The sequence below is a fragment of the Maribrevibacterium harenarium genome, assembly GCF_006385675.1.
GTDB lineage: Bacteria > Pseudomonadota > Gammaproteobacteria > Pseudomonadales > Marinomonadaceae > Marinomonas > Marinomonas harenarium.
In genome coordinates, this window is record NZ_VFRR01000002.1 from 115,440 (window position 1) to 140,511 (window position 25,072).

Here is a 25,072-nt window from a genome sequence, read left to right on the forward strand (position 1 = left end):
CATTCAAGAGAAAATACAACGGTTCCTGAAGGCTGTGGTGGGGCTGAGGCAGCGACATGTTTTCCTTACCTTATGTTATGGTCTTCCACTATACCGAACAGATTGGCTCACAAGATGACAAATAGGTGACAGTCTGATGACGACCAATACGCAAAAGGACACCCCGATGACGCTTGACGCAACCACCCGTGAAACCCTGATCGCTATTGTGCGCGAAGCCGGCCGCGATATCGTGATGCCCTATTTTCGCCAGCTGGAAGGGCAACAGGTTCAGCAAAAAAGTGCACCGACCGACTTGGTCACCATAGCAGATCAGGCTTGTGAACGACAAATCAGTGCACGGATTGCTGCAGCATTTCCTGATTGGGTGATTGTTGGCGAAGAAGCGGTGGCAGCACAGCCAGAACATCTACAAGCCATCGCCAGTGCCGATATTTGCATCATTATCGATCCGATTGACGGCACTTGGAATTATGCCAACGGCCTGTCGAATTTCGGCACCATTCTCGCCGTAGTCGTAAAAGGGGAAACCCAGTTTGGCTTACTCTACGACCCCGATCACGATGACTGGGTTTACGCCCATAAAGCTCAAGGGGCCTATTTTCAACGCCCCGGCCAAGCACCAATCAAGCTACAGATTACCCCAGAAACGGATTTAAAAAGCCTAGTAGGTATCTTGTCATTACATGGATTTAAGGGAGAGCAGCAGCGCCATTTGGCATTGAGTGCGCCGTTATTCCAGCGCTTTCTGAGTTTGTCTTCTTGTCACGCCTACCGCCAAATTGCCCTAGGAATATTCCATTTCAATCTTAACTACCAACTCATGCCTTGGGATCATGCTGCGGGCGTGCTAGTACTACAAGAAGCTGGTGGTGTTGCCCGTACTTTAACCGGTGAGGACTATCACCCGATGCTCCATGATGGGCAGCTATTAGCAGCCCAATCAGAAGCCCAATGGCAGCAGTTGGCTAAGTTATTGAATCCCCGATAAAACATGAAAACTCTCTAATGCCCCAAAATGTCGCAGCTAAGACATAAAAGTGGGCGTTTTTTGAAAACCTATCATTTTTCATCATGGCATCCTTCTGTCTTATGTTCGACTTAAGAAAAAGACCCTTCCAGCAGATTAATCGTATTTAGTGGGTGTTAGTAGCACACTCTACTGCGATTGACCATATGGCCAAAGTAGGGGGTTTACCGCTTGCGACAGGGGCAATATTCACGCTGTTTACAAAAAAATATAATCCCGCGAACGTGTTGGCAATTTCGCCAAAATAGACAATTTATTGCGAGAAAATGATGAAAATAGGTATCCCTAAGGAAATCGAAGAGGGAGAACTGCGCGTCGCCATGACGCCCGCTGTGGCCGCTCGGGTCAAACAGCTGGGCTTTGACATCGCGGTCGAAAGCGGTGCCGGTGAGCCGGCTTCCTTCTCAGATGACGATTACCGTGCGGTAGGTGTAGAGGTGACCTCGGACACCAAATCCCTATGGCATGATTCTGACATCCTAGTGAAAGTGCGCCCACCTGTGGCGCACCCTGAATTAGGCTTTTACGGTATAGAACTGCTGCAAGAGCATCAAACTCTAATCAGTTTGCTGCACCCAGCCCAGAACAAAGCCAAATTAGATGAATTGGCCGCCCGTGGAACGAATGCCATCGCATTGGATGCGGTGCCACGTATTTCCCGTGCCCAAAAAATGGACGTGCTAAGTTCCATGGCCAACATCGCAGGCTACCGTGCAGTGGTAGAGGCAGCACAACACTTTGGTCGTTTCTTCACCGGTCAAATCACCGCCGCGGGTAAAGTTGACCCTGCTAAAGTGCTGGTGATCGGAGCGGGTGTAGCTGGTCTTGCTGCCATCGGTGCCGCTAAAGGCATGGGCGCAATCGTACGTGCTTTTGATACCCGTCTTGAGGTAAAGGAACAGGTTGCCAGTATGGACGCCGAGTTCCTTGAGCTTAATTTCGCTGGCGAAGACGGCAGTGGCGAAGGCGGTTACGCCAAAACCATGAGTGCGGAATTTATTGCCGCAGAAATGGCCCTATTTGCTGAGCAAGCCAAAGAAGTGGACATCATCATCACCACTGCTCTGATCCCAGGTAAAGAAGCCCCTGAGCTGATCACCGAAGAAATGGTGAAATCCATGAAACCAGGTAGCGTGATCGTGGACTTGGCAGCAGAATCTGGCGGTAACTGCCGTCTATCTGAAGCCAATAAAGTGATCAAGGCTCATGGTGTTACCATCATTGGTTACACCAACTTGCCAAGCCGTATGGCGGCCCAAGCGAGCCAGTTGTTTGGTACTAACATCTACCATTTGTTGACCGAGCTTTGTCCGAACAAAGACGGTGTTATCGACATCAATATGGAAGATGAAGTGATCCGTGGTGCAACGGTGGTGAAAGAAGGCAACATTACTTGGCCGCCACCAGCGCCTCGTTTGTCAGCAGCACCAAAAACAGACGTTAGCGAGCCGATCAAAACTCACAAAGACATAGAAAAAGAAGCAAAACAGCCGAGTGCGTTTGGCTTCCTTGTTCCTGTGTTGTTGATTGGAGCAGTGCTACTAGGTATTGGCTCTGTTGCACCAGCCGAGTTTATGGGTCACTTGACCGTATTCGTGCTGTCTTGTTTTGTTGGCTACATGGTGGTTTGGGGCGTCAGCCACTCGCTGCATACACCTTTGATGTCGGTGACGAATGCGATTTCTAGCATCATCATCATCGGTGCCCTCACCCAGATTTCCGGTGAGAGTCTCGGTGTATCCATTTTGGCGGCGTTAGCCGTGTTTATCACCAGTATCAATATCGTGGGTGGCTTCGCCGTGACTCACCGTATGCTGAAAATGTTCCGTAAATAGGAGAAGCGCTCATGACTTTTGGAATAATGACAGCCTCCTATATCGGAGCCAGCGCCCTGTTTATCTTGGCGTTGGGTGGCTTGAGCCACCAAGAAAGTGCCCGCCGCGGTAACATTTACGGCATCTTGGGTATGGCGTTGGCGATGGTGGTGACCATTGCTGGTGCGGTGAACGACAACTACCTGTTGCTTGGCTTGGGTCTTATCCCTGGTGCCATCATTGGTTATGTGTTGGCTAAACGCGTCGAAATGACCTCCATGCCGGAGCTAGTAGCGATACTGCATAGCTTAGTTGGCTTGGCCGCGGTATTCGTTGGCTTTGCTAATGCATACGGTCACGCTGAGTTTGACTCGTTAGTGGCGCAACGCATTCACGATGTAGAAACCTCTTTGGGTATCTTTATCGGTGCGGTGACCTTTACCGGCTCTTTGGTAGCTTACTTGAAACTAAGCGGCAAAGTAGACGGTAAACCGCTACAACTACCGGGTCGCCATGTCTTAAACTCCGCCATCGTGTTGGTGTCCTTGTACCTAATCGTGGAATTTGCAGCAGCAGGTGCCACTGACGGTATGACCTACCTATGGATCATCACGGTCTTGGCATTGGTATTCGGTGCTCACCTGGTGGTTGCCATCGGTGGTGCTGACATGCCGGTCGTTGTTTCTATGTTGAACTCCTACTCCGGTTGGGCAGCAGCGGCCATGGGCTTTATGCTAGGTAATGACTTGCTAATCGTAGTAGGTGCCTTGGTAGGCTCTTCCGGTGCGATCCTTTCCTACATCATGTGTCGCGCCATGAACCGTAAGTTCTTGAACGTAATCCTAGGCGGTATCGGTACCAAGAAAGTAGCGAGCAATGGCCCGGTAGCGGAAATCGAAGGCGAGATCGTCGAGATTCAAGCGGAAGAAGCAGCCAATGCCTTGCTAGCCGCGAAGGAAGTCATGATCCTACCAGGTTACGGTATGGCGGTGGCGCAAGCGCAGCACACGGTATACGAAATCACCAAGAAACTGCGTGAAAAAGGCGTCAACGTACGCTTTGGTATTCACCCGGTAGCGGGTCGTATGCCGGGGCACATGAACGTACTGCTTGCCGAGGCGAAAGTTCCTTACGATATCGTGTATGAAATGGACGAAATTAACGATGACTTCCCGAAAGTGGACGTGTCGATCGTTATCGGAGCCAACGACATCGTGAACCCTGCGGCTAATGAAGTCCCTGACAGCCCAATCGCGGGCATGCCAGTACTCGAACCGTGGAAAGGTAAACAAACCATCGTCCTCAAACGTGGCATGAGCCGTGGTTACGCCGGTGTTGAAAACCCATTGTTCTACAAAGAAAATACTCGCATGTTGTTTGGTGATGCCAAGCAAAGTGTGGATGCGTTGTTGAAATACATCTCTGAATAAGACTTCGCCCTTGGGTGAAGGAATACAAAAGGGCGCCGCGGCGCCCTTTTTAGTTGCCGTCTAATTGCGCGTCAATGATTATCCGTTTCCCTAAATCCGTTAAACGGTATTTTTGATGTCGCCGCTATTCCGACTGAAAACTGCCTTCTGCGGTTTGCAGTACAAAGGGCACGCCGGTGGCGCGGATGTAGTCGAGGGCGTTTGTGCCTTGGAGTTGGGTGAAGGTGGCGAGCATACCCGCTTGGATACAGTCATGGCCGATGACGGTGACGGACAGTGGCGCTGCGGTTATGGGGTAGCCAGTATGTGGGTTGAGGATGTGTCCGTAGCGTTTGCCTTGGTGTTTGATATGACGCTTAGTATCGCCGGAGGTGGCAACGGCACCATTGGCTAGGGTGATATGGCTGTGTTCACCGCCGTCGGTGTCCGCTTGTTCGATAGCGATGCGCCAAGGAGTTGTAGCGAGCTGTCCACAGCGTACCGCGATATCACCGCCGAGATTGACCAGCAAGCGATAGGTTTCGCTATTGGCAACCCCTTCGAGTAGCTGGCTCATGGCCCGCTCCACAGCGTATTCTTTACCGAGCCCCCCGAAGTCTAGCTCTATGCCGTTGGGTAGCATTAGGGTGCTTTGCTCAGGCAGCCATTGCAGACGCTGCCAGCCAATATAAGGCAACAGTTCTTCTACTTGGCTTTTTTCTGGAAACACATTCTGTCCATTAAAACGCCAGCACTGACGCAGTATACCCGAGGTGATATCGAACAAACCGTCAGAAAGCTGCCAAGCTTGATTAGCGAACAGCAACAGGCGCTGGGTTTCCGCGTCCACGTTCTGAGGCTGCCCACGTTGTTGGTGGAGCTTTGCCCACGTGTTGTCGGCTTCATAGCGGCTGTATTTATGTTCAATGCGCCACGCTTCCGTGATGGCGTTCGCGATCAAGGTTAGTTGCTCGGGGAGCGGCACTGCAATATCCGACAATAGGATTTCACAGGGGCTTGCCATGCAATCAAAGCGAGCCCGTAATATACCACTTTGTTCCCTCACCACCCGAGGCACTGGGTGCCGAGGGTATGTGGGGAGTATACCTTCCAATGAAAGTAGCCTATCGCTCACAATCTTGTTCCTATGATTGTCCGATAAATTAAAAATAATAGCCTACCGTGAGCATATAAGCCTGCATGCTAGGGTACAGATTTTGGCTAGTTAGCTTGCCAAAGCCATTGTCCCCTTTGCTAGTTTGCTCATACAGTGAGACCTTGCCATACAGCTCATTGCCAGAGGCAAACTTATAGCCTACCCGCAACGAGTAGGTCAGCGTATCCAGCTCTCCTAAACGATAATCCGCCGTAGCATAGGAGACGCTCTGGTAGTTGGTATTGGTCAGGTAGCGACGGTAAAAGTCCGCAGCGCTTTGCGTATACCAACGCACTCCTGGCTCAAAGTACAGGTGTTCAAAGCGTAGTCGGTACTTGGTATCTACCGTATGGGATTGAATACCCCAGTCGTCCCACATGTAGCGATAGCTAATGTTGAAGATATCTCGATTATCAAACTGATGTTTTGTCTGCCAGTACAGCGACTGCTTGACCCGGGAGTCGGGGCGCTTTTCGTAAACATACAGATTGCTACTATTGAGCTGGTAATTACCACCGTAATTGCTTCCAGCGGTGGTGTCGATCACGCTGAGAAATTTATAGGGATCGGTTAGATAGCCGGAGCTGTAGCTGAGTCCATAGTTGAATTGCATCAGCGTCTGACGATTTAATATCTGGGTGATGCCGACCATGCCATCAACTAGCAATTTGGTTTTGCCGTCATCCCCTTCACCGCCTTCGTGATCATCATCGTCATGATCACTATCTTCTCCATGGTCGTCATCGTCATCATCGCTATAGTTATTGGTGGTACTGATATCGCTAAGTCCTGTTGGTGCCCCACCTTCAGGGGAAACAATATCTAACCCCAAGCTAGTTGCGAGAGTAAGCGTGGTATTTTTTTGATCGAAATAACGGGACAAAGAGCCGTTACCGGAAAACGAGGCATAATCATGCTCCACTGAGCCATAGCCACCCAAAGAGTAGGCCCAATCCCGATCAATCGGTGCTACCCAATTCACCGACAAGGCTCCTCGGGTATCTTTGAAGCTAGGATCCAAGGGAGTGGTATTGGCGGCACTGGTGTACCCCGCTTGCCCAGAAGGTCGGGTAAAGGTTTGGGCAGTGGTGCTCGGAGTGGCGCCATTGGGTGATGCACCGGTAAGGGTATCCCCCACGACTTTGATCGACAAGGAGGTTTCAGAATCGATCTCTTGCTTGGCGCTAATAACTGGCTCGATGGCAGAAACGCGACCATCACTTTCTTGATAAAGCAAAGTCGCTACATCGAAGCTCCAGTCCGCGCTGGCGTTTTGGGCTGTTAAAGCACAACTAGCAGCAGCCAGTAGTGCCGCCACATCCTTCGGTGAGCGTTTGGAATTAGTTACAGCCACAGCCACCTCCTCCAAACCCTTGCCCGCCGGAGCTGGCTTCTTTAGAGAAGAAAATATGGTCATCGAGCCCCACTTCTACCCCATCACTGATCAGATTCATTTCTTCTTGGGCGAGCAAATCACGCTCCCAAGGTTTGACGCCGAGGTCACTACAGCCAGTGAGAAGTGCCGAGCTGAGTGCTAAGAAAGCCAGGAATTTCATAGGGTTACTCCGCTAGCAGGGCCTGAATGGCGGCTTCATAGTCATCAGTATCTTGCTGTCGAAACCCCACATGGGTCGCTCTAATGCGCCCTTGTCGGTCGAGTAAATAACTGGTCGGCATACCAATGACGCCAAACGCCTCCGGCATAGAGAAGTTCGTATCTAGCAATACAGTGAAGTTAGCGGGGAAATCATTAAGAAATGGGGTAACCAATGCGGCATCTTGGTCAAGGTTCACAGCGACTACCTTGAATCCTTGGTCTTGATACTTACGCTCCATTTGGTTCATCCAAGGAAACGACTCGCGGCACGGGCCACACCAAGAAGCCCAGAAGTCCAGCAACACGACTGTACCCCGAAAATCGCTCAGCTTGGCACTGTCACCCGCGACTGTTGGAAGTGACAGATTGGCGTTGGGGGCGGGTTCACTTTGACTTGCCGGAGTAAGGTTGGCGGCGGAAACACTCAAACTGGAACATATGGCCAGCATGGTAAAGGCGGTGCGAAGCCTAGAAAATGGGGACATAAAAACCTCCGGTTAGACAAAGTGACGAGTTATCACGATCAGGCTAGATACTCTTTCTTAACGGTTAATTAAGCGCTATTCAAAGAATATTAGTCGATTTTCGAGGTGGGTTATTTCCCTCCAAGCTAAGAATTCATTAAGACAGGGGGGCTCTAATCGGTCGAATTATTCGTCAAATAGTGGGGATGCCGATGAAACTTCTTTTTGCGTGGATTGGTGGCTGGCTAGTAATGTTAATGGCTAACAATGCTACTGCCGCTTTTCTACCTGCCAATGAGGCGTTCCAGCTCAGCCATTCTCAAACCCGATTGGAATGGACGATAGCACCGGGTTATTACCTATACCAAGAACGTATAGCGGTTTTGGATGGCGATAAAGCCCAGTTGCCATTGGTTTGGGAGACCTCAGCAGAGAGTAAAGATGACCCGAATTTTGGTCTAGTGCAGGTCTTTCACCAACGTGCCGCAGCACAAATTGACCTGAACAAGGCGACTCTGGCTTTTCCGGCAACGGTAAAAGTGCGTTACCAAGGTTGTGCCGATGAGGGCTTGTGTTACCCACCCCAGACGGTCACTTTGACCTTAACCGAGCCATCTACCCTAGAGATATCAGAAACTGTAGCTCCATCTCAAGAACAGGCACAAACCGGTGCGGTACAACCCAGCAAAGAGCGACTTTGGTGGACATTAGCTTCTTTCTTTGTGCTCGGGGTGGGGTTGTCGTTGACCCCCTGTGTACTGCCGATGATCCCGATTTTGCTCAGTATTATCACCGGTGGCAAAACCGCACCGACTCGCCGCCAGAGCTTTCTGTTGGCGTTGGCTTATGTACTGGGAATGTCGCTGGCTTACAGTGCTGCTGGCGTGTTAGTCGGCTTATTTGGTGCTCAGCTAAATCTGCAAGCGGCAACGCAATCTCCGTTGATTCTGAGCATTTTTGCGGGGTTATTTGTGTTTTTGGCACTGCCCATGTTTGGCGTCTTTAATCTGGATTTACCTTCTGGGCTGAAAAACAAGCTGAGCAATGTGGGCAGCAATAGTTCGGCTCCTTTAGTGGGTGCGGCAGTAATGGGAGCGATCTCGGCGATTGTGGTTTCCCCTTGTGTTACCGCACCGATGGCGGGAGCATTGCTGTACATCAGTACCACGGGAGATGCCTTGGTCGGTGGTTTGACCTTGTTTGCCTTGAGTTTAGGGATGGGCGTGCCACTGTTACTACTTGGTGCTGGCGGTAGTCGCCTGTTACCCAAAGCAGGAATGTGGATGGAGTTGGTGAAACATACTTTTGGCTTTGTGTTATTGGGTATCGCTTGGCTACTAATCACACGTCTGCTTCCTGCCCAAATCAGTGTGATGGGTTGGGGGGTATTACTGTTGGTTTATGTGGTACAAATCTGGCCAGAGGATTTAGCCACTACCGGAAAACGCATTGGCCGAGCCGTTGCCCTGCTGCTGGGTTTGTATGGATCGAGCTTACTGTTGTCTGCTCTGGCAGGTGCGCCGAGTTTGGTCACGCCATTAGGCTTTCTCACAGGTGGCGGTAATAGCCAAGTCGCGAATCAAGAGTTAACCGCGTCACTGTTTCATCGCACCGCGGACACGGCTGTGATTCAGCAGGCGATTGAGGCTCAACGTCTAGGTGGCAACCCGTTGGTGATAGATATCTATGCCGACTGGTGTACCAGCTGTCAGGAACTCGAACATCAAGTATTTAACACACCGGAGGCGCTTGCCTACCAAGGCAAAATCACCTTCTTACAGCTAGATATCACCGCCAACAGCCCTGAACATCAGGCTTTTCTACAGCGTCACAATCTCTTCGGTCCACCGAGCTTGTTGTTCTTCAATGGGGATACCCAACCAAAGGATAGCTTTCAAGGGGATATCCCCCGTGACCAGTTTCTTTCAAGGTTACAGGGGATGGTTCGTTAAAAACACTCTGGTGCTTGAGGTGGATTGTATTGCTCGGCATCAGACGCATCGGTTTCCGGGGTGCCCCATTGGCGGGTCAGGGGTAATACTCCTGACCAAACTGGCCAATCTTTATCTGCCTCATCATCTACCGGAGCGCCCTGGCGGACTTTGGCGCTGGCTTCATCGATTTTGATGCGCACCAAGGCCGTGGCATTAACCTCTGTAGCTGTCATGGGGCGCAGTTGATCCCAACGATTTGGGCAAAATTTGTCGACAAACAGCTTAAAATGACGGGCTTTTTCATCAAAGTCAGTAATTTCTTCGGCAATACCGAACAGTGTCACCGAGCGGTAATTCACCGAGTGATTAAAGGCTGATCGTGCCAATACTAAACCATCTAGCGCACAAATATTGATACATACCTTTTCCTCCGACTTAGCGGCACCATGGGCATTACGGGCTTTGCCGTGACCGTGCCAGTAAAGGTAATCTCCCTCGCGCCAGTGGCAGGTAGGGGTGACAAACACTTGCCCATTCACTTGCTGTCCAATATGGCACAGCATGGTTTCATCAATAATTTTGTGTACGGTTGTCTGATCATACAGGGCCCGTTTTGCTCCCCGTTTTACGGTACTGGTAGAAGTTTGTAGTGATGCGCTCATGGGTGGCTCCATTTAGTGTGGCGGCTAGCTTGAGTATCGAGCCAGTGTAGGTAATATTGGTTTTATAAAAAATGGCCAGATTTGTAAAAAATAACCAGTCCAGATTATGGCGGTAGCGCTTTTTTTGAGGTGATGATGTCGGCAGTGGGTCAGTTTGTGTGGAGCTTGGACGACGCAGCGGTAGATCGCACTGGTAAAAGGATTCCCCGTTTTCAGCAGCTGTATCAGCAAGTTTGCCAAGGGGTTGTCTCTGGTCGTCTACCGGTTGGCTGTCGCCTGCCGTCTAGCCGGGTATTGGCCCAAGAATTGGGCGTGTCCCGCAGTGTCGTAGTGCAAGCCTACGATCAACTGCTTGCAGAAGGCGTACTCATCAGTGTGGCGAAAACAGGCTTATATGTTGCCGACGGCCAGCCAATGGCCAAAGTGGCGCCGACGAAACTTCAAACTAACAAACCTGTCCCCCATACTAAGCTATGCCAATTCGACTCGGGTGCGGATGTTCAGATGTTCCCCAAACGGGAATGGGCTGCCAGTATGCGCCGGGCTTGGTTAAACCCCGCTTCGAGTGTGTTGACTGGGGAAGCTACCGGTGGATACGAGCCACTGCAGCGTGCCCTCAGCCAGTATTTACTCCAACTGCGCGGCCTGGAATGCGCCCCAGAGCAAGTATTTATCGTGGCTGGGAATCGCGATGCGCTCGCATTACTGCAACATACCTTGCAAAGAAGCGTGGCCCATTGGTGTATCGAAGACCCGTGTTACCCTCCGATACGAGCAAGCTTTGCCCAGCATCTTACCTTACCCATCGATACGGAAGGTGCACGACCACCGACTGGTTCCAGATGGGCGGCGGTACTTACTCCTTGTCGCCAATACCCATTGGGAATGGCTTATTCCTCCCTTCGGCGGGAGTTATGGCTTAACGCTTTAGCCGCTGAACAAGGCTTTATTATCGAAGACGATTACGACAACGAGTTTATTTACCATGGTAAGCCGCAAGTGCCTTGGTATCAGGTGGCGGCCTTGCGGGGCGTGGCTCAAGAGCGCATCTTTTATGTAGGTAGCTTATCGAAGGTGCTATTTCGTGGTCTGCGCCTAGGTTTTGTCGTGGTGCCCAAGTCTTGGGTAAGCCGGGTGGCCATGAGCCAACAACAGCTCGGTAACGCGGCTTCGTTGCCCTTACAACCGGTGGTAGCGGATTTTATTGAAACAGGCGCTTTTTACCGTCATTTAAATCGTATGCGACGCCACTATCTGCAAAAGCGGGACTACTTATTAGCGTTGCTAGAGCAGCACCTTGCCCCTTGGTTTACCTGGGAACGCCCCAGTGGTGGTATGCACTGCCTGATTTATCTGAAAAACGAATACGCCATCGAGTCGAGGCAAAAGGCTCTGCACCAATACGCTCAGCATCAAGGACTGCATTTATCCTGGTTGGCAGATCACTTCTCCTTGCCGGGGGAGCACCCAAAAGGCCTAGTGCTGGGCTTTACCGCCCCAAGCACCGAGGAGCTAGAGCAATGGGTTAAGCTGCTGGCGAAGGGCATGATAATTGCCTAAATCCAATTTTCTAGGCGTAATGCCGTAACTCGCTCAAATTCCCGAGTGTTGTTCGTGACGAGAATGAGACTTTCACTTCTCGCATGTCCAGCTATGTGTAAATCATTTACTCCTATTGGAGTGCCTTTGCGCTCCAATTCTGCTCGTATTTCACCGTAGTGTGCTGCGGCTTTTTGGCTATATTCCAGCACTTCTAACCTAGATACAAAATCCTCTACCTGTTGAAGATTGTGTTCCGGTTTGGAGCTTTTTTCTACACCATGAAGCAGCTCTGCAAGAGTGATTGAGCTGATACACATTTGCCCAGCATGTAAATTAAATACCCGTAAAGCTTCAATGGGACGACGCTTGATGACATAGATAACGATATTGGTATCAAGCATATATTTCAGCATTAAAAGGATTCCCTTTCTTGTTGATATTGTGATGATCTTTCCTCCATGAAGTCATCTGTCACTCTATCATCACTGAGAAAAAAACTGTCCCAAGTATTTTCCATTGGCGACAGAATCCGATCCTGCCCCACCACACGAACATTGACCTTTTTCACCTCATCGGGAAATCGAGAATCGGCTGGTAACCGAACTGCTTGAGTACGATTATTAACGAAAATAGAACCTACTGACATAGACGTCTCCTTAAGCTATATACATAAAGTATATAGCATGTTCTGAGGGGAGCGCTAGTTTGATTATTAACCTAATTCTGCTTATCCGTGAAACTTATTCGACTCACCAAGTGATTCAAATAGGCTGTTTAATTGCATCATCACATGAGTCGAATACTAGGCAGGCACTTGCTGGGTAATGCAGTGCAAGTTACCGCCGCCTAATAGGATTTCCCGAGCGGGAATGCCTTCTAGGCGATATTCTGGAAAAGCTTGAGCTAAGACAGCCGCTGCCGCACCATCTGTCTTGGCATCTAGTAATGGGTAAAACACTACTCCATTGCAGATTAAAAAATTGGCGTAGGAAGCCGCTAAGCGTTCACCAGCACGACGAACCATGCCGACGCTATCCTGTTGCTTCAATGGGTTATGGTTTGCTATTTGTACCCCATTTGCTTCCTCGGCAGTTAAATATAACGGTCCCGGCATGGGTAATTCGTGGACTTTCAGCGCTCGGCCTTGGGCGTCCTTTGTGGTGTGAAGGATTTCTAGTGCCGTTTGACTAATGGCGTACTGTGGATCGTTCAGGTCGTCACAGACGGTGAGCAGTACTTCGCCGGGGCGGGCAATATGCAATAGGTTATCTATATGGCCGTTGGTTTCATCGTTGTACAGCCCCTCCGGTAGCCATATCACCTGTTGAACTCCGAGATACTGTTGTAAATAGGCTTCGATTTGAGCCTGGTTCAAATGGGGGTTGCGGCTTGGGTGCAGCAGGCATTCGCCAGTGGTATAGACGGTGCCCTCCCCATCGCAATGGATGGAGCCACCTTCTAATATGAATGGCGCATCGTATTGCTGGAAACCGTGAAACTCTGCAATACGGGTGGCAACTTGCTCGTCATCAGACCAGTCATCATACAGGCCGTCCAACTCTCCGCCCCAAGCGTTGAACTGCCAATTCACAGCCCGGCGTTCGCCAGCTTGGTTTGTCACCATAGTCGGTGCGGTATCCCGTAACCAAGCATCGTTATAGGCCATGGGAACGAGTTCAATACGCCCTTGGGACAATGCGCTTTGATCCAGTTGGGTTTTGGCATTCTCGACTTCACTGGGCAAGATTGCCACTTTTACCGCCACAACCTCAGCAAGTTTGTCGATAAAGTAGGAAAATGCCTGCTGCGCGGGTTGCGCATTATGGCGCCAGTTATCGGGGCGTACCGGCCAGGCGATCCATACAGCTTGTTGAGCGGCATGTTCGCCCGGCATAGCGAATCCGTCCTGCTTTGGGGTGGTGAGAATGGTCATTAGCGATTCCCCTATTTGCCCGTCATTGACTGCAATGGGCCATAGTGCTCTGGGCGACGATCGCGGAATAACCCCCAGCATTGGCGTTGTTTGGCAATGGCTTCTAAATCGAAGCTATGCACAAGAATTTCTTCCTGGCGACGGCTGGCTTGCCAGATTAGCTCCCCTCGCTCATCGCAGATAAACGAAGAACCAAAGAAATCGAGGGATAAATCTCGATGTAGGGCTTTTTCGCTACCAATACGGTTAGAAGCGACTACTGGAATCACGTTGCTGGCAGCGTGACCGCGCATGGCGTTCGTCCAATGGGGCATGCTGTCCCAGTCTGGCTGGCTTGGCTCAGAGCCAATGGCGGTTGGGAACAGCAATATATCTGCCCCCATGAGCGCCATGGCGCGGGCAGTTTCAGGGAACCACTGATCCCAGCAAATCCCCACCCCCACTTTACCAAAACGGGTCTGCCAAACCTTGAAGCCCGTATCGCCGGGGCTGAAATAGTACTTTTCTAAATAGCCGTCACTTTCCGGAATGTGGGTTTTGCGGTAGACGCCAAGCAGTTCCCCACCCGCATCAATCATCGCCACGGAATTAAAACGCACCACACCGGCTTGCTCAAACCAGCTAAAGGGCAGCACCACATTTAATTCTTTGGCGAGGGCCTGAAAGCGGGCGAAGGCGGTATTTTCTTCGAGGGTAGTGGCGAGATCCAAATGGGATTCATGTACTTCGATACAGAAATAAGGAGTTTCAAACAACTCTTGAATCAAAATGATGTTAGCGCCTTTGGCAGCAGCAGAGCGAATCAGCTCTTCCGCTTTGGCGAGGTTAGCGGCTTTGTCCCAAGAACAGGCCATTTGAGTAGCAGCGACGGTTACAGTAGTCATAGATATATCCAAATATCAGTCAGGTGCCAAGACATTGTGGTTGGCTGTCGTTATTGGGAGGGATAATACCCTGTGACTCTAAAAACGGTATACCCCCACGGGGGTATGGTCGGCTACTATCAAGTAGACTACCTTTGACTTATCCAACCCTCTGATGGAAACAGTCTCTAACAGCCAAGAGCCCAAGCCGGAAACGAGCGGAGAACCGATTATGAAAACCAAAGCCGAGTGGCAAGCCCTACGGGATACCCTCACCTTCCCAAATCAAGCCTACATCAATGGGGCATTTGTCCCCGCTATTAGTGGTGACACTTTCCCTTGCATTAATCCCGCCGATGAAAGTCTGCTGGCCCAAGTGGCAAGCTGTGACGTGGCCGATGTGGATAATGCAGTAAAAGCAGCCACAGCTAGCTTCAAAAAGGGTGAATGGTCACAGATGGCCCCCGGTAAACGTAAACGTATCCTGCAAAACTGGGCTGACCTGCTGGAGCAACATCAAGATGAATTAGCTCTAATCGACACCTTGGATATGGGCAAATCCATTAGCGAGATGGTCAATATCGATGTGCCTGATTCCATTGATTGCTTGCGTTGGTCTGCAGAATGCATCGACAAGCTGTATGGGGAAATCGCCCCAACGAACCCCAAGAATTTGGCGTTGATTACCCGGGAGCCATTGGGTGTGGTGGCTATCATCACCCCTTGGAACTACCCCCTAATGATGGTGATGTGGAAGATTGCTCCGGCGTTGGCAGCGGGTAATAGCATCATCTTGAAACCGTCGGAAAAGTCCCCCCTAAGTGCATTGCGTATTGCAGAGCTCGCGACCCAAGCTGGGGTGCCGGATGGGGTGTTCAACGTGTTACCTGGCTTTGGCCATACGGCTGGCAAAGCCCTCGCCTTGCACCATGGCATCGGCACCTTGGCATTCACTGGTTCTAGTCGTGTGGCGGGCTTGTTAATGCAATACGCCGGGCAGTCTAATATGAAACGGGTCTGGCTCGAAGCTGGTGGTAAATCCCCGTGTTTAGTATTCGAAGACTGTGCAGATATCAAAGCCGCTGCTCGCGGTGCGGCCTCGGCTATTTTCACCAATCAAGGGGAAGTCTGCATTGCTTGCTCGCGCCTATATGTACAAAGCAGTATCAAAGACGAGTTTATGGCAGCACTGCTAGAGGCCGCTAAAACTTATGTGCCTGGCGATCCGCTCGATCCTGCTACTAAAATGGGGCCCTTAGTGGACAAAGCTCAGCTGGATACGGTCACTCGCTTTATTGAAAGCGCTATCGCCGATGGTGCACAACTGGCCTTGGGCGGTGTTCCAGAATATCAAGCAGGCAAAGGCTTCTACGCCAAGCCAACGATTTTCACCGAGGCCTCCCACGAGATGACCTTCGTGCAAGAAGAAATCTTCGGCCCAGTGTTGGCGGTAATGACGTTCGATACAGAAGAGCAAGCAATTGCCCTAGCCAATGATTCGAAATATGGCCTTGGTGCCAGTATTTGGACGGATAACCTCTCCCGCGCTCACCGAGTAAGCCGCCAGTTAGAAACTGGCATGGTATGGGTGAATACCTGGGGGGATGGGGATACCACGGTACCATTTGGTGGGGTGAAGGCCTCCGGCAATGGCCGTGATAAATCTTGGCACGCCTTAGAAAAATACACGGAAATTAAAAACACTTGGATTCGTTTGGGTTAAGCCTTGCCCAAACTAGTAACCACCCACCGAGGGTGAAGGAGTAACACCATGACGTTCCCGACACATGCAAATTCCTACTACGCGGCTTCTGCCAATGATAAGGCAGAGCGCCCGGTATTCAGTGGCGCTGCGGTTTGTGATGTCTGTATTATTGGCGCAGGTTTTACCGGTATTTCCACCGCACTAAGTTTGGTGGAACAAGGTAAAAGTGTCATCGTGCTAGAAGGTAGTCGCATCGGTTTTGGTGCGTCGGGGCGCAACGGTGGGCAAATTGTAAATAGCTTCAATCGGGACATTGACTACATCACCAAACATTATGGTGCCGAGATTGGCCGTAAGATGGCGGCCATGGCGTTCTCCGGTTCGGAGCTGATACGCCGTCGTATTGAGCAATACAACATCGACTGCGACTTGAAAAATGGTAACGTCTTTGCAGCCTGTAATACCAAGCAATTCAATGAGTTAAAAGAGAAAAAGCGCCTGTGGGAAGCCAATGGACACCAAAGCTTACAGCTGTTGGATCAGGACGGCATCAAGGCCTTTATTGGCAGTGATCGCTATGTGGGTGGTTTATTCGACCCCCTTGGTGGACACATTCAGCCTTTGAATCTGGTATTGGGTCAAGCTCAAGCGGTGGAAGCTCAGGGCGGCAAAATTTACGAGGCTTCTAAAGTCGTGCGTATCGAACATGGTACGCCAGTAAAAGTCGTGACAGAAAATGGTGGCACGGTGACGGCAGAGAAGCTGGTGGTCGCTGGTAACGCCTATGTGTTCGGGCTATTACCAGAGGTAGAGAGTCAAGCCATGCCCTGTGGTACCCAAGTGATTGCCACCGAGCCTTTAGCCCTTGAACTACAACAAAAACTGTTGCCAAAAGATACCTGTGTAGAAGACTGTAACTATTTACTAGACTATTACCGCTTGTCGGGTGACGGTCGATTAATTTATGGCGGCGGCACCACTTATGGTGCCCGTGATCCTGGCAAGATTGAGTCGATTATCGTACCTAAGATGTTGAAAACCTTCCCATTCCTCAAAGATGTGAAAGTGGACTACGCTTGGACCGGTAACTTCTTGTTAACCCTCATGCGTATGCCCCAAGTTGGAAAAATCGGCAACAACGTCTACTACTCCCAAGGTTACTCGGGTCATGGGGTGACCAATGCTCACTTGATGGGGGAGATCCTTGGTGAAGCCCTGATGGGCAATACCGAACGCTTTGACGTATTCGCTGCCTTGCGCCATTTCCCGTTCCCCGGCGGGCGCCTGTTCCGCGTGCCCTATACCGCTGTTGGCGCGGCTTATTACAGTATGCGCGACAAGTTAGGTATCTGATACTGGTCGAAATGCGCTTTTACCTGAGCCATCGGTGGGTAAATTGAGCGGTACACTATCCCCAAGCCAGTAAGCATAGGTGGTGTGCTCTTCCCAGTAATCGCCGGTGACGCCGTGAACAAACACGGTGAGCCCTTGGCGGTGCTGTTCTAACCAAGGAATGAAGTGGTCAAAGTCTGCTTTGGTAAAGCTGACTTGGCAGCTCCAGCGAGGGTGTGGCCCTACGAGCTTTTCGTGAAAGCGGCCCACGGGTAACGCAAGCTCTTGGCGGATCTGGTGGCACAATTGTGCTGCCAGATCACGGCTATCGACATCAAAATAAATGTGCGCATGATAAAGCTCATGCTGATTTATCGGGCGTTTCGATGGTGACATTTACACCTCTTGGGTAAGTGGCTGTAGATACCAGACCACATCTTGGGCCGCGGCGAGGCCACGCATACCACCAGGGATGTCTTCTCGTAGCAACTCCCGCAAGTGATAGGCAGCATCATAATGGCGGGCGACTTCATCGGCGCGTACCGAAAATGGTGGGCCTTGTACTAATTCTTGATCATATTCAAAGGTCAGCAATAATTGCGGTGCCATTTGCGTCAGAGTCATCAGGTGGTCGGTATATTGAGTGCGCAAAGATTCCGGTAGGGCTACCAATGCCGCACGGTCATAAACCGCATCGATAGGACCCAAATCTGCCGCGGTAAGAGCAAAAAAATCCCCTTGGTATACCGTAAGATCCTCATATTGGTAGCAGTTTAGCTCACCACATTGGCGGATTTTCGGTGTCACGCCTAATTCCTCAAACAGCTCGGTTACAGCAATCGGGCTGAGTTCAACGCCAATCACCCCGTGGCCTTGCGCTAGCAACCAGTGCATATCCAAAGACTTACCGCATAAAGGAACGAACACACGGCTGCCCGGTGCTAGGTTAAGAGTAGTTAGGTGTTCTCTCAGGGCGTCATTCACCTCAGCTTGGTGGAAGCCAATGTGTTTGTTTTCCCATTTGTTATGCCAAAAATCTGCGTCCACAAGGAATCCTCTGTTGTCTTTATTCTTAGGGGGCGGTTTTATTCCATTATAAAGGGTTTGCTAATGGATGTGGGCTGCAATCTCTGCTGGCTACTATTGGTTTTCGCGATATGCTCTCGGTGAATGACCAAAGCATCGCTTAAATTGGCTTCGGAAGTGACCGAGATTTTGATAACCAACAGTATTTGCCACTTGCTCTAACGTTCCAGTGCTGTGATGTAGTAGCCAAGCAGCCCGTTCAAGTCGCATTTTCTGGAAATAGGCCGAGGCGGTAAGCTGGAATTGCTGGAGAAATTTTCTATCTAACTGCCGGCGACTGATGCCGATACGGCGACTCACTAACTCCATATCCAAACTGTGGCCAAGCCCCTCACTTAGCAAAATGAGCGCCCGATAAACATGGCGGTCGGTTACGCTGGACTGTTGCTGCCACGGGGTAAATTCCAATGGATTACGGCGCTCCGATACCATCATATCCGCCAAACCTTTGCTGGCTTGCATGGGGTTCATAGTGTGCGCCAGTAAATATTCCGCCAGCTCAATTGCTCCCGTACCGCCACAGGCTGTGGTGATATTGCCATCGGTAACAAATAGTCCCTGCTCCTGCACCTGTACTTTGGGAAACAATTGCTTGAGCTGTGTTTGATGACGCCAATGTAGCATCGCCCGCTTCCCTGTTAAGAAGCCGCAAGCGGCCAGCGTAAAAACCGCATTGTCGATGGCAACCACATGGGTGTTGCGGTGGATTAACGGTTGTAATACAGGCAGCAGCTTAGGGGCGACTGTCAGGGCGGACTCACTGGTACGGCCACCAAACAGCACGACAAAATCAGCCTGACTTAGATCTAGGTCTGGGGTTAGCACTGGAATATCAATACAAGCCCCGCTACTGGCATAGAGTGGTTCATCGAGTAGCTTGCAGGAGTGCCATGTGCAATAGCGCTGGCGGCTGCGGTCATCATCGTCGGCACTGAAACGAAGTTTGTCGGTAAAGCCTGCATAAGGCAGTAACGTCACTTCGGGGAGCAAGAGTAAAACAAAATGCGGTGTCGTCATGATGTCTAAATACAGGCTAAAAATGTCTACTTAGGCTATCAAGAGTTTCACCCAAAGACACTAGCATAGAGCCATCTTTTTGTTGGGGTATGATAATGGATTTTGAACATTGGTTGGCTCTATTCGCTACTTGCGTCGCCTTGGCGGTGAGCCCAGGCCCTAGCTCTACCTATGCCTTGAGCACCTCTATTCGATATGGGCATCGGGCCGGTGTACGCGCCGTTATCGGTAGTGCGACAGGTTTCGCTAGTTTGATTTTTATCGCATTGGTTGGTTTAACCGCACTGGTCGCCACCCTGCCTTGGTTTATCTTGGGGCTAAAGATAGCAGGTGCCATTTACCTACTCTGGCTGGCAGTAAGCCTCTGGCGCCATGCCAAATTCCATAATGAGCCAGCAACGGGTATAAACCAGTGGCACAATACCAAGAAGCAGGCATCCACTCTGGTGCGTGGTTTTTTGATTGCTTTTTCAAACCCTAAAGTCGTGTTGTTTTGGTTGGCTTTTATTCCCTCCATCTTGCTAGTGGAGCAACTCGACGCATGGGATATTGTCATCGTGATTGCCACTTTTGCACTGGTGGAAGCCATCGCCGAATTGCTGTTGGTATGGCTTGGCGCCCGCGCCCAGCGTTATTTACAAAAGCATATGGCACTGATTGATCGGCTCAGTGCCGTGATCTTCACTATCTTTGCGATGATTTTGCTAACCACTTAGCGGTTTAGTTGCCAGATCCATGTGTCAGTCTGAAATGAATCGACTGTGTCGTCGTCTGCTCTCACGATCCCGTCGGCATCTGACAACCCATGGGGCTCGCTCCCCCATAGAATCGCTGAGGATTTCCATCATTGATATCGGAGCGACAAACATGTCTGATTTTATTACCGTTTTGCGTGAAACTTGCCCTACTCCAGTGGTAGATGCGACCAAATGGACCCGTATCGGCGGCGAGCCACACACGGTGAACCTAAACGCTTACCAATCTGCTGATGGCAGCAAAATCATGGGGACTTGGATCTGCACCCCAGGAAAATTTGAAGTGAACTACGACAAGTGGGAATTCTGCCACTTCTTGGAAGGATACTGCATCATCACCCCAGAAGGCGAAGAGCCAAAACACCTAAAAGGTGGCGATGTATTCGTTATCGAACCAGGTATGAAAGGGACTTGGGAAGTGGTTGAAACCGTTCGTAAGTACTTTGTATTTGCTTAATTTTTAGCTTATCCCTCGATTACAGGGGGTAGGTATCAAGTAGTAAAAGCTGGCGGCCGTATATTCGCGGTAGCCAGCTTTTTTTGTTGCTATCGTTGATTTTCAAGTCCATGCCATACCCTAAGGATAATGATGGTCTTGCAATGCAGAGAATAACGAACAATATATTTACCAAAAACAATATCACGAATTTCATCCGGTACTGGTGACATTTGAACCGGAGTGCCCATTTGAGGGAAGTCCAACAACAGTTCGATGCGAGTAACTAGTTCTGTCGCTATTCTTTTCGCTGATATTGGATTGTGAACTGCAATAAACTCTCTCAAGCGCTGTAAATCTTCAATAGCGTCAGCGGTATAGATGAGCTTCACTTATTAGACCTCGGAGCATCCAGTTCTTTTTCCGAGCCCCAGCTATTTAACCAATCGTGTACCTCAATGGCATCCACTAGCTTGCCGTTAGCTGCTGATTCCATTGCGTCCAAGGTTTGCCTCCAGCGTTCCTGCTCTAACTCCTGTTTGTCGATATATTCTGCTAGAGCTTGGCTGATAACCCAACCTTTGCTGCGCTGTAGCCTGCTTGCGATTGCCTCTAACTGCTGTTCAATATCAGCTTGTAAGCGAACAGTTGTAACACCCATAACAACACCCCAAAATTGAAAAAAACAATGTATTACATTGTAGTTAGCTAGGGTCTGAATAGCAATTTGGGGCTCTCAGCAAGGAGCCTGATGCTGAGATTAAGACAAGAGATCTGTCACTTATGTTGTAAGTGTTGCAAGAACAGGTTGAAGATATCCGCTTGGGAGGAGGTGCCGAGGCGGGTATGGATGTTTTTGCGGTGTACTTTTACGGTCTCGGCGCTGATACCTAGGTCATTGGCGATCGCTTTGGAGGAAAAGCCGCGCAGTAGCAGCCCGACGATTTCCCGTTCGCGCTCGGTGAGGCGGTCGGCGGCGAAGCTATCCAATGCTTGTCCCATGGCTTCCAAATTGTCTTCTTGCGTTTTCTCCCCAGTCCATCTCTGTCCTTGCAGTTGCCAAAACTGCTGTACTAGGGCTTCTAGCATGACGAAGAAGCGTTTCAATTGGTTTAGCTCTCGCTGACGGATTGGGCCACTGACTTGGTTGCGCCCTAGGGAAATGGCGCAGGTTTCTGTAGATGACAAGGGGATTAAGAGATTGGTCTCCTCCACTAAGCCAAAGTCTCGGTAACAGGTTTGGTAGTACTCGGTTTGTTCAAACTGGTCTGGCGCTAGTTGGGCGAGTCGGTATACCCCTTGGCAGGTGCCAGTTTCGATAGCGTTAAAAATAGGGTCCAAGACATAAGCATGGGCAAGATAGAAGCGTAAGGTGCTACTTTGCTCCGCTGGGTCTTGAGGGTGCAACAAAATGGGGCGTTTTCGAGGCCGGTAAATCACTACTACTATGGTGTCGAAGTCGCACCAAGTTGCCAGTACCGTTTCTAAGGCTCCTAGAAAACTGAGCTCCGTGATTTGGCGGGTTAGCGTTGCTAAGTCCTGCAATTCTGTTGTTGTGATGGTTGCCACACCCTACTCCTTTCCCCGTAATGGCGCTAAGTTGGCTTATAGCTTGCATTGTTTGTACCACAAGAACCGAATAATGTTTCGCTTTTTTGACGGTTAGCGTATATATATTTAGAAGTGCATACAGCAAACCGCTGGTATGTGGTGCTCAATTCAGTCAATCGACCACATCATTCTCGCACGTTTTTTGTTAGACACATGGTAGCCCCATGTGCAGCTCGGTGGGAGCAACCCACAGTGAAAGGGGCATTTTTATGTCGGACGCATTAACACAACACAATACAGAATTTGATTTATTCATCACGGATTTAAACGGTAATTTGCGGGGTAAACGTATCCCAGCCAGTGGCCTGAAACATGTTATGGAAGAAGGGGTTAAACTGCCTCGTTCGGTAATTGGTTTCGATAACTGGGGGGACGACGTACTCGACAACGGGTTGGTCTTTGAAACCGGTGATAGCGACGGTATTTGCTTCCCGGTACACAGCGCGCCGATCCCCGTGCCTTGGGCAGAAACCCCACGGGCGCAGCTATTGGCGATGATGTATGACGCCACCGATGGTTCACCGTTTTACCCAGATCCGCGCCAACTTCTGTGCAGTATTGTCGCCCGCTATAAAGAGAAAGGTTGGACGCCGGTTGTCGCTACGGAGTTGGAATTTTACCTGTTAGACGGGGAATCAGAAGCCAAGCGCCGTCCAACTCAGCCGGTCGTCAACGAGGGTAATGGTCGCCGCCTGAGTATGACGGACTGTTATTCCATCGAAGAAATGGATGGTCTAGAAAGCTTCTTTGCCGAAGTGCGTAAAGACTGTGAGGTTCAGGGCATCCCGGCAGATACTATCGTTTCGGAATTAGGTCCCGGTCAGTTTGAAATCAACATGAAGCACACCGCTAATGCGGTCGAAGCAGCGGATCATGCCATCATGTTTAAGCGCTTGATCAAAGGAGTTGCCCGGCGCCACGACTTCGGCGCTACCTTTATGGCGAAGCCTTATCCGAGAAAGAGTGGCAGCGGCTTCCATGTGCATTTCTCATTGCTCGATGAGCAAGGCAATAACGTTTTCAACGATGGCACCGATGAAGGCTCCTCTTTATTACAAAATGCTGTGGCTGGCTTGTTGGCCCATATGGCGGATTGTATGTTGGTGTTTGCGCCCCATATGAACTCTTACCGTCGTTTCCAAAATGGTGCCCACGCACCGACTTATGCCAGCTGGGGCTATGAAAACCGCACGGTTGCGGTACGTATTCCAGAAAGTGACGAAGACGCTCGTCGTATTGAACATCGAGTCGCTGGTGCAGATGCAAACCCTTATCTGGTTTTAGCCGTAGTATTGGCAGCTGCTTTGCATGGATTAGAAGCCGAATTGACGCCACCAGAGCCGATTACTGGGGATGCTTATGCGGCTGCTGAGGATTACGAACCGCTACCAAATCGTTGGGAATTAGCGACGGAAAGCTTCTTGGAAAGTGGCTTTTTGAATGAGTATTTAGGCCCAGAGTTTGTGCGCGTGTTTGGCGCGGCGAAACTGCAAGAACAACAGAAAATTTACGGTCGTATTTCTGATGTGGAGTATGAAGCGTATTTATAAAAAAATTGTTTACCGAAACCCCATCTCAGTATACAAATCGCAACTATTGATTTGCCACTGAGGTGGTGCCTCTAGGAGAGCCCTTAAATGAAACGTACTGCTTTGAGTTTGTGTGTTGCCGGTGTTTTTGGATGGTCTTCTTTAGCTGCGGCGGAAGACGTAGTAAACGTATACAACTGGTCGGATTATATTTCCGAAGGTGCCCTAGAGCAGTTCACTGCCGAGACGGGTATTAAGGTGAACTACGATGTCTACGATTCGAACGAAGCCTTGGAAGCTAAGTTAATGGCGGGTGGTTCTGGCTACGATGTGGTGATGCCATCGAACTCCTTCTTTGAACGTCAGGTAAAAGCGGGCGTATTCCAGAAGATCGATAAGAGCAAGTTAGCCAATATTGGGAATGTGGATGCCACCTTGGCATCGCAAATTGCCTTGCATGATGCAGGTAACCAACACAACGTACCGTACGCTTGGGGCACCATTGGCATCGGTTACAATACTAAGATGATCGAAGAGCGTCTAGGCACAGCCGATGTGGATTCTTGGGATCTGCTATTCAAGCCAGAAATCGCAGCCAAGCTGAAAGATTGTGGTATTGCGGTTTTAGACTCACCAGCGGAAGTCATGTCAGTGGTGAACAACTACCTTGGCCAAGATCCGAACTCGGAAGATACCAAAGTATTAGAAGCGTCAGCTGAGCTGCTTAAGGGCACCCGCGACAACATCAAATACTTCCACTCTAGCCAGTACATTGGCGATCTTGCCAATGGTGATGTGTGTGTTGCAGTTGGCTACAACGGCGATATTTTGCAATCTCAGGCCCGTGCGGAAGAAGCAGATAACGGCGTTGATATTCGTTACGTGATTCCAAACGAAGGTACTCTAGTTTGGTTTGACTTGATGGGTATTCCAGCGGATGCACCTCATCCAGAGGCAGCTCACAAGTTCATCGACTTCATCTTGAAGCCAGAAATCGCTGCCGCTATCTCTAACTATGTTTGGTACGCTGTGCCAAATACTGCTGCTGAGCCTTTATTAGACCCAGAAGTGGCTGAAAACAAAGGGGTTTACCCAACGCAGGAAGTAAAAGAGAAACTTTACGTGCAAGTGGCACATACTGCCCGTTTTGACCGTTCACTTACCCGTGCTTGGACAAACATCAAGACTGGTCGTTAA

The 25,072-nt window shown here is 50.2% G+C and carries 26 protein-coding genes; 11 read left to right on the plus strand and 15 right to left on the minus strand.

Features of this window, described 5'->3' with window-relative positions; all coding sequences use genetic code 11:
* Positions 1-136: 136 nt before the first annotated feature.
* The 3 genes from FJM67_RS01790 to FJM67_RS01800 all read left to right on the plus strand — a co-directional run bounded on the left by FJM67_RS01790 (position 137) and on the right by FJM67_RS01800 (position 4,274).
* A complete protein-coding gene (locus tag FJM67_RS01790) occupies positions 137-991 on the plus strand; it encodes an inositol monophosphatase family protein (RefSeq protein WP_235889958.1) in 855 nt (284 codons plus the stop codon).
* Positions 992-1,299: 308 nt separating this feature from the next.
* Positions 1,300-2,865: a Re/Si-specific NAD(P)(+) transhydrogenase subunit alpha gene (locus tag FJM67_RS01795; RefSeq protein ID WP_140587057.1), complete on the plus strand. Its 1,566-nt coding sequence runs from the start codon at positions 1,300-1,302 to the stop codon at positions 2,863-2,865.
* Between the two features lie 11 nt (positions 2,866-2,876).
* On the plus strand, positions 2,877-4,274 hold the full coding sequence (locus FJM67_RS01800; RefSeq protein WP_140586967.1) for an NAD(P)(+) transhydrogenase (Re/Si-specific) subunit beta: 1,398 nt from the start codon (positions 2,877-2,879) through the stop codon (positions 4,272-4,274).
* Positions 4,275-4,398: 124 nt separating this feature from the next.
* Here the strand turns inward: FJM67_RS01800 and FJM67_RS01805 are convergent, their stop codons facing one another.
* From FJM67_RS01805 to FJM67_RS01820, 4 genes are read right to left on the minus strand one after another with little or no spacing between them, the layout of a single operon-like run.
* On the minus strand, positions 4,399-5,388 hold the full coding sequence (locus FJM67_RS01805; protein ID WP_140586968.1) for an FAD:protein FMN transferase: 990 nt from the start codon (positions 5,386-5,388) through the stop codon (positions 4,399-4,401).
* A gap of 28 nt (positions 5,389-5,416) precedes the next feature.
* Entirely contained in the window at positions 5,417-6,763 is a 1,347-nt protein-coding gene (locus FJM67_RS01810) for a DUF3570 domain-containing protein (RefSeq protein WP_235889959.1), read from the minus strand.
* Positions 6,750-6,965 carry a DUF4266 domain-containing protein gene (locus FJM67_RS01815; RefSeq protein ID WP_140586970.1) on the minus strand — a complete coding sequence of 72 codons (216 nt, stop codon included), beginning with the start codon at positions 6,963-6,965 and terminating at the stop codon, positions 6,750-6,752. The genes FJM67_RS01810 and FJM67_RS01815 overlap by 14 nt, the downstream gene beginning before the upstream one ends.
* Before the next feature lie 4 nt (positions 6,966-6,969).
* Complete coding sequence (locus tag FJM67_RS01820; RefSeq protein ID WP_219845864.1) at positions 6,970-7,491, minus strand: TlpA family protein disulfide reductase; 522 nt, start codon at positions 7,489-7,491, stop codon at positions 6,970-6,972.
* Between the two features lie 191 nt (positions 7,492-7,682).
* Here FJM67_RS01820 and dsbD point away from each other — a divergent pair, with 191 nt between their 5' ends.
* Positions 7,683-9,422, plus strand: coding sequence for a protein-disulfide reductase DsbD (gene dsbD / locus FJM67_RS01825; RefSeq protein ID WP_181161401.1), 1,740 nt, complete (start codon positions 7,683-7,685; stop codon positions 9,420-9,422).
* On the opposite strand, the gene FJM67_RS01830 is transcribed toward dsbD, so the two are convergent.
* Positions 9,419-10,066, minus strand: coding sequence for a pyridoxamine 5'-phosphate oxidase family protein (locus tag FJM67_RS01830; protein ID WP_140586972.1), 648 nt, complete (start codon positions 10,064-10,066; stop codon positions 9,419-9,421). The two genes, dsbD and FJM67_RS01830, sit on opposite strands and share 4 nt — an antisense overlap.
* 144 nt (positions 10,067-10,210) lie before the next feature.
* On the opposite strand from FJM67_RS01830, the gene pdxR reads away from it, so the two are divergent.
* Positions 10,211-11,626, plus strand: coding sequence for a MocR-like pyridoxine biosynthesis transcription factor PdxR (gene pdxR, locus FJM67_RS01835; protein WP_181161402.1), 1,416 nt, complete (start codon positions 10,211-10,213; stop codon positions 11,624-11,626).
* On the opposite strand, the gene vapC is transcribed toward pdxR, so the two are convergent.
* The 4 genes from vapC to aguB all read right to left on the minus strand — a co-directional run bounded on the left by vapC (position 11,623) and on the right by aguB (position 14,425).
* Positions 11,623-12,021, minus strand: a complete 399-nt coding sequence (vapC, locus tag FJM67_RS01840; RefSeq protein WP_140586974.1) for a type II toxin-antitoxin system tRNA(fMet)-specific endonuclease VapC — start codon at positions 12,019-12,021, stop codon at positions 11,623-11,625. The genes pdxR and vapC overlap by 4 nt on opposite strands.
* Complete coding sequence (vapB, locus tag FJM67_RS01845; protein WP_140586975.1) at positions 12,021-12,254, minus strand: type II toxin-antitoxin system VapB family antitoxin; 234 nt, start codon at positions 12,252-12,254, stop codon at positions 12,021-12,023. Before vapB ends, vapC begins: the two co-directional genes overlap by 1 nt.
* Before the next feature lie 156 nt (positions 12,255-12,410).
* Positions 12,411-13,541 (minus strand): agmatine deiminase, encoded by a 1,131-nt coding sequence (aguA, locus tag FJM67_RS01850; RefSeq protein WP_140586976.1) that lies wholly within the window; start codon positions 13,539-13,541, stop codon positions 12,411-12,413.
* 11 nt (positions 13,542-13,552) lie between these two features.
* Positions 13,553-14,425 carry an N-carbamoylputrescine amidase gene (gene aguB / locus FJM67_RS01855; protein WP_140586977.1) on the minus strand — a complete coding sequence of 291 codons (873 nt, stop codon included), beginning with the start codon at positions 14,423-14,425 and terminating at the stop codon, positions 13,553-13,555.
* Between the two features lie 211 nt (positions 14,426-14,636).
* Here aguB and FJM67_RS01860 point away from each other — a divergent pair, with 211 nt between their 5' ends.
* On the plus strand, positions 14,637-16,127 hold the full coding sequence (locus tag FJM67_RS01860; RefSeq protein WP_140586978.1) for an aldehyde dehydrogenase: 1,491 nt from the start codon (positions 14,637-14,639) through the stop codon (positions 16,125-16,127).
* A 48-nt stretch (positions 16,128-16,175) separates the two neighbouring features.
* Complete coding sequence (locus FJM67_RS01865; RefSeq protein WP_140586979.1) at positions 16,176-17,462, plus strand: NAD(P)/FAD-dependent oxidoreductase; 1,287 nt, start codon at positions 16,176-16,178, stop codon at positions 17,460-17,462.
* On the opposite strand, the gene FJM67_RS01870 is transcribed toward FJM67_RS01865, so the two are convergent.
* The 3 genes from FJM67_RS01870 to FJM67_RS01880 form a co-directional block, all read right to left on the minus strand.
* A complete protein-coding gene (locus FJM67_RS01870) occupies positions 17,451-17,837 on the minus strand; it encodes a DOPA 4,5-dioxygenase family protein (protein ID WP_140586980.1) in 387 nt (128 codons plus the stop codon). The genes FJM67_RS01865 and FJM67_RS01870 overlap by 12 nt on opposite strands.
* Positions 17,838-18,488, minus strand: a complete 651-nt coding sequence (tmpT, locus tag FJM67_RS01875) for a thiopurine S-methyltransferase (protein ID WP_140586981.1) — start codon at positions 18,486-18,488, stop codon at positions 17,838-17,840.
* A gap of 93 nt (positions 18,489-18,581) precedes the next feature.
* Positions 18,582-19,544, minus strand: a complete 963-nt coding sequence (locus FJM67_RS01880; RefSeq protein WP_140586982.1) for a GlxA family transcriptional regulator — start codon at positions 19,542-19,544, stop codon at positions 18,582-18,584.
* 95 nt (positions 19,545-19,639) lie between these two features.
* Between FJM67_RS01880 and FJM67_RS01885 the strand changes: the two genes are divergently transcribed.
* Both FJM67_RS01885 and FJM67_RS01890 read left to right on the plus strand, forming a co-directional pair.
* Positions 19,640-20,260: a LysE family translocator gene (locus tag FJM67_RS01885; RefSeq protein ID WP_181161403.1), complete on the plus strand. Its 621-nt coding sequence runs from the start codon at positions 19,640-19,642 to the stop codon at positions 20,258-20,260.
* 151 nt (positions 20,261-20,411) lie between these two features.
* Positions 20,412-20,756: a cupin domain-containing protein gene (locus FJM67_RS01890; RefSeq protein ID WP_140586984.1), complete on the plus strand. Its 345-nt coding sequence runs from the start codon at positions 20,412-20,414 to the stop codon at positions 20,754-20,756.
* Between the two features lie 89 nt (positions 20,757-20,845).
* Here FJM67_RS01890 and FJM67_RS01895 read toward each other — a convergent pair whose 3' ends face one another.
* The 3 genes from FJM67_RS01895 to FJM67_RS01905 all read right to left on the minus strand — a co-directional run bounded on the left by FJM67_RS01895 (position 20,846) and on the right by FJM67_RS01905 (position 22,304).
* Positions 20,846-21,127: a type II toxin-antitoxin system RelE/ParE family toxin gene (locus FJM67_RS01895; RefSeq protein ID WP_140586985.1), complete on the minus strand. Its 282-nt coding sequence runs from the start codon at positions 21,125-21,127 to the stop codon at positions 20,846-20,848.
* Positions 21,124-21,396, minus strand: coding sequence for a CopG family ribbon-helix-helix protein (locus tag FJM67_RS01900; RefSeq protein WP_140586986.1), 273 nt, complete (start codon positions 21,394-21,396; stop codon positions 21,124-21,126). The genes FJM67_RS01895 and FJM67_RS01900 overlap by 4 nt, the downstream gene beginning before the upstream one ends.
* Before the next feature lie 116 nt (positions 21,397-21,512).
* Positions 21,513-22,304 (minus strand): helix-turn-helix domain-containing protein, encoded by a 792-nt coding sequence (locus FJM67_RS01905; RefSeq protein WP_140586987.1) that lies wholly within the window; start codon positions 22,302-22,304, stop codon positions 21,513-21,515.
* Between the two features lie 251 nt (positions 22,305-22,555).
* On the opposite strand from FJM67_RS01905, the gene FJM67_RS01910 reads away from it, so the two are divergent.
* Both FJM67_RS01910 and FJM67_RS01915 read left to right on the plus strand, forming a co-directional pair.
* Entirely contained in the window at positions 22,556-23,896 is a 1,341-nt protein-coding gene (locus tag FJM67_RS01910) for a glutamine synthetase family protein (RefSeq protein ID WP_140586988.1), read from the plus strand.
* 87 nt (positions 23,897-23,983) lie between these two features.
* A complete protein-coding gene (locus FJM67_RS01915; protein WP_140586989.1) occupies positions 23,984-25,072 on the plus strand; it encodes a polyamine ABC transporter substrate-binding protein in 1,089 nt (362 codons plus the stop codon).

Excerpts from the sequence above, each read along its gene's own strand:
- FJM67_RS01790 (WP_235889958.1), top strand. The coding sequence starts at position 137 with ATGACGACCAATACGCAAAAGGACACCCCGATGACGCTTGACGCAACC.
- FJM67_RS01795 (WP_140587057.1), top strand. The coding sequence starts at position 1,300 with ATGAAAATAGGTATCCCTAAGGAAATCGAAGAGGGAGAACTGCGCGTC.
- FJM67_RS01800 (WP_140586967.1), top strand. The coding sequence starts at position 2,877 with ATGACTTTTGGAATAATGACAGCCTCCTATATCGGAGCCAGCGCCCTG.
- FJM67_RS01815 (WP_140586970.1), bottom strand. The coding sequence starts at position 6,965 with ATGAAATTCCTGGCTTTCTTAGCACTCAGCTCGGCACTTCTCACTGGC.
- FJM67_RS01820 (WP_219845864.1), bottom strand. The coding sequence starts at position 7,491 with ATGTCCCCATTTTCTAGGCTTCGCACCGCCTTTACCATGCTGGCCATA.
- dsbD (WP_181161401.1), top strand. The coding sequence starts at position 7,683 with ATGAAACTTCTTTTTGCGTGGATTGGTGGCTGGCTAGTAATGTTAATG.
- FJM67_RS01830 (WP_140586972.1), bottom strand. The coding sequence starts at position 10,066 with ATGAGCGCATCACTACAAACTTCTACCAGTACCGTAAAACGGGGAGCA.
- vapC (WP_140586974.1), bottom strand. The coding sequence starts at position 12,021 with ATGCTGAAATATATGCTTGATACCAATATCGTTATCTATGTCATCAAG.
- vapB (WP_140586975.1), bottom strand. The coding sequence starts at position 12,254 with ATGTCAGTAGGTTCTATTTTCGTTAATAATCGTACTCAAGCAGTTCGG.
- aguA (WP_140586976.1), bottom strand. The coding sequence starts at position 13,541 with ATGACCATTCTCACCACCCCAAAGCAGGACGGATTCGCTATGCCGGGC.
- aguB (WP_140586977.1), bottom strand. The coding sequence starts at position 14,425 with ATGACTACTGTAACCGTCGCTGCTACTCAAATGGCCTGTTCTTGGGAC.
- FJM67_RS01860 (WP_140586978.1), top strand. The coding sequence starts at position 14,637 with ATGAAAACCAAAGCCGAGTGGCAAGCCCTACGGGATACCCTCACCTTC.
- FJM67_RS01865 (WP_140586979.1), top strand. The coding sequence starts at position 16,176 with ATGACGTTCCCGACACATGCAAATTCCTACTACGCGGCTTCTGCCAAT.
- FJM67_RS01870 (WP_140586980.1), bottom strand. The coding sequence starts at position 17,837 with ATGTCACCATCGAAACGCCCGATAAATCAGCATGAGCTTTATCATGCG.
- FJM67_RS01880 (WP_140586982.1), bottom strand. The coding sequence starts at position 19,544 with ATGACGACACCGCATTTTGTTTTACTCTTGCTCCCCGAAGTGACGTTA.
- FJM67_RS01885 (WP_181161403.1), top strand. The coding sequence starts at position 19,640 with ATGGATTTTGAACATTGGTTGGCTCTATTCGCTACTTGCGTCGCCTTG.
- FJM67_RS01890 (WP_140586984.1), top strand. The coding sequence starts at position 20,412 with ATGTCTGATTTTATTACCGTTTTGCGTGAAACTTGCCCTACTCCAGTG.
- FJM67_RS01900 (WP_140586986.1), bottom strand. The coding sequence starts at position 21,396 with ATGGGTGTTACAACTGTTCGCTTACAAGCTGATATTGAACAGCAGTTA.
- FJM67_RS01910 (WP_140586988.1), top strand. The coding sequence starts at position 22,556 with ATGTCGGACGCATTAACACAACACAATACAGAATTTGATTTATTCATC.
- FJM67_RS01915 (WP_140586989.1), top strand. The coding sequence starts at position 23,984 with ATGAAACGTACTGCTTTGAGTTTGTGTGTTGCCGGTGTTTTTGGATGG.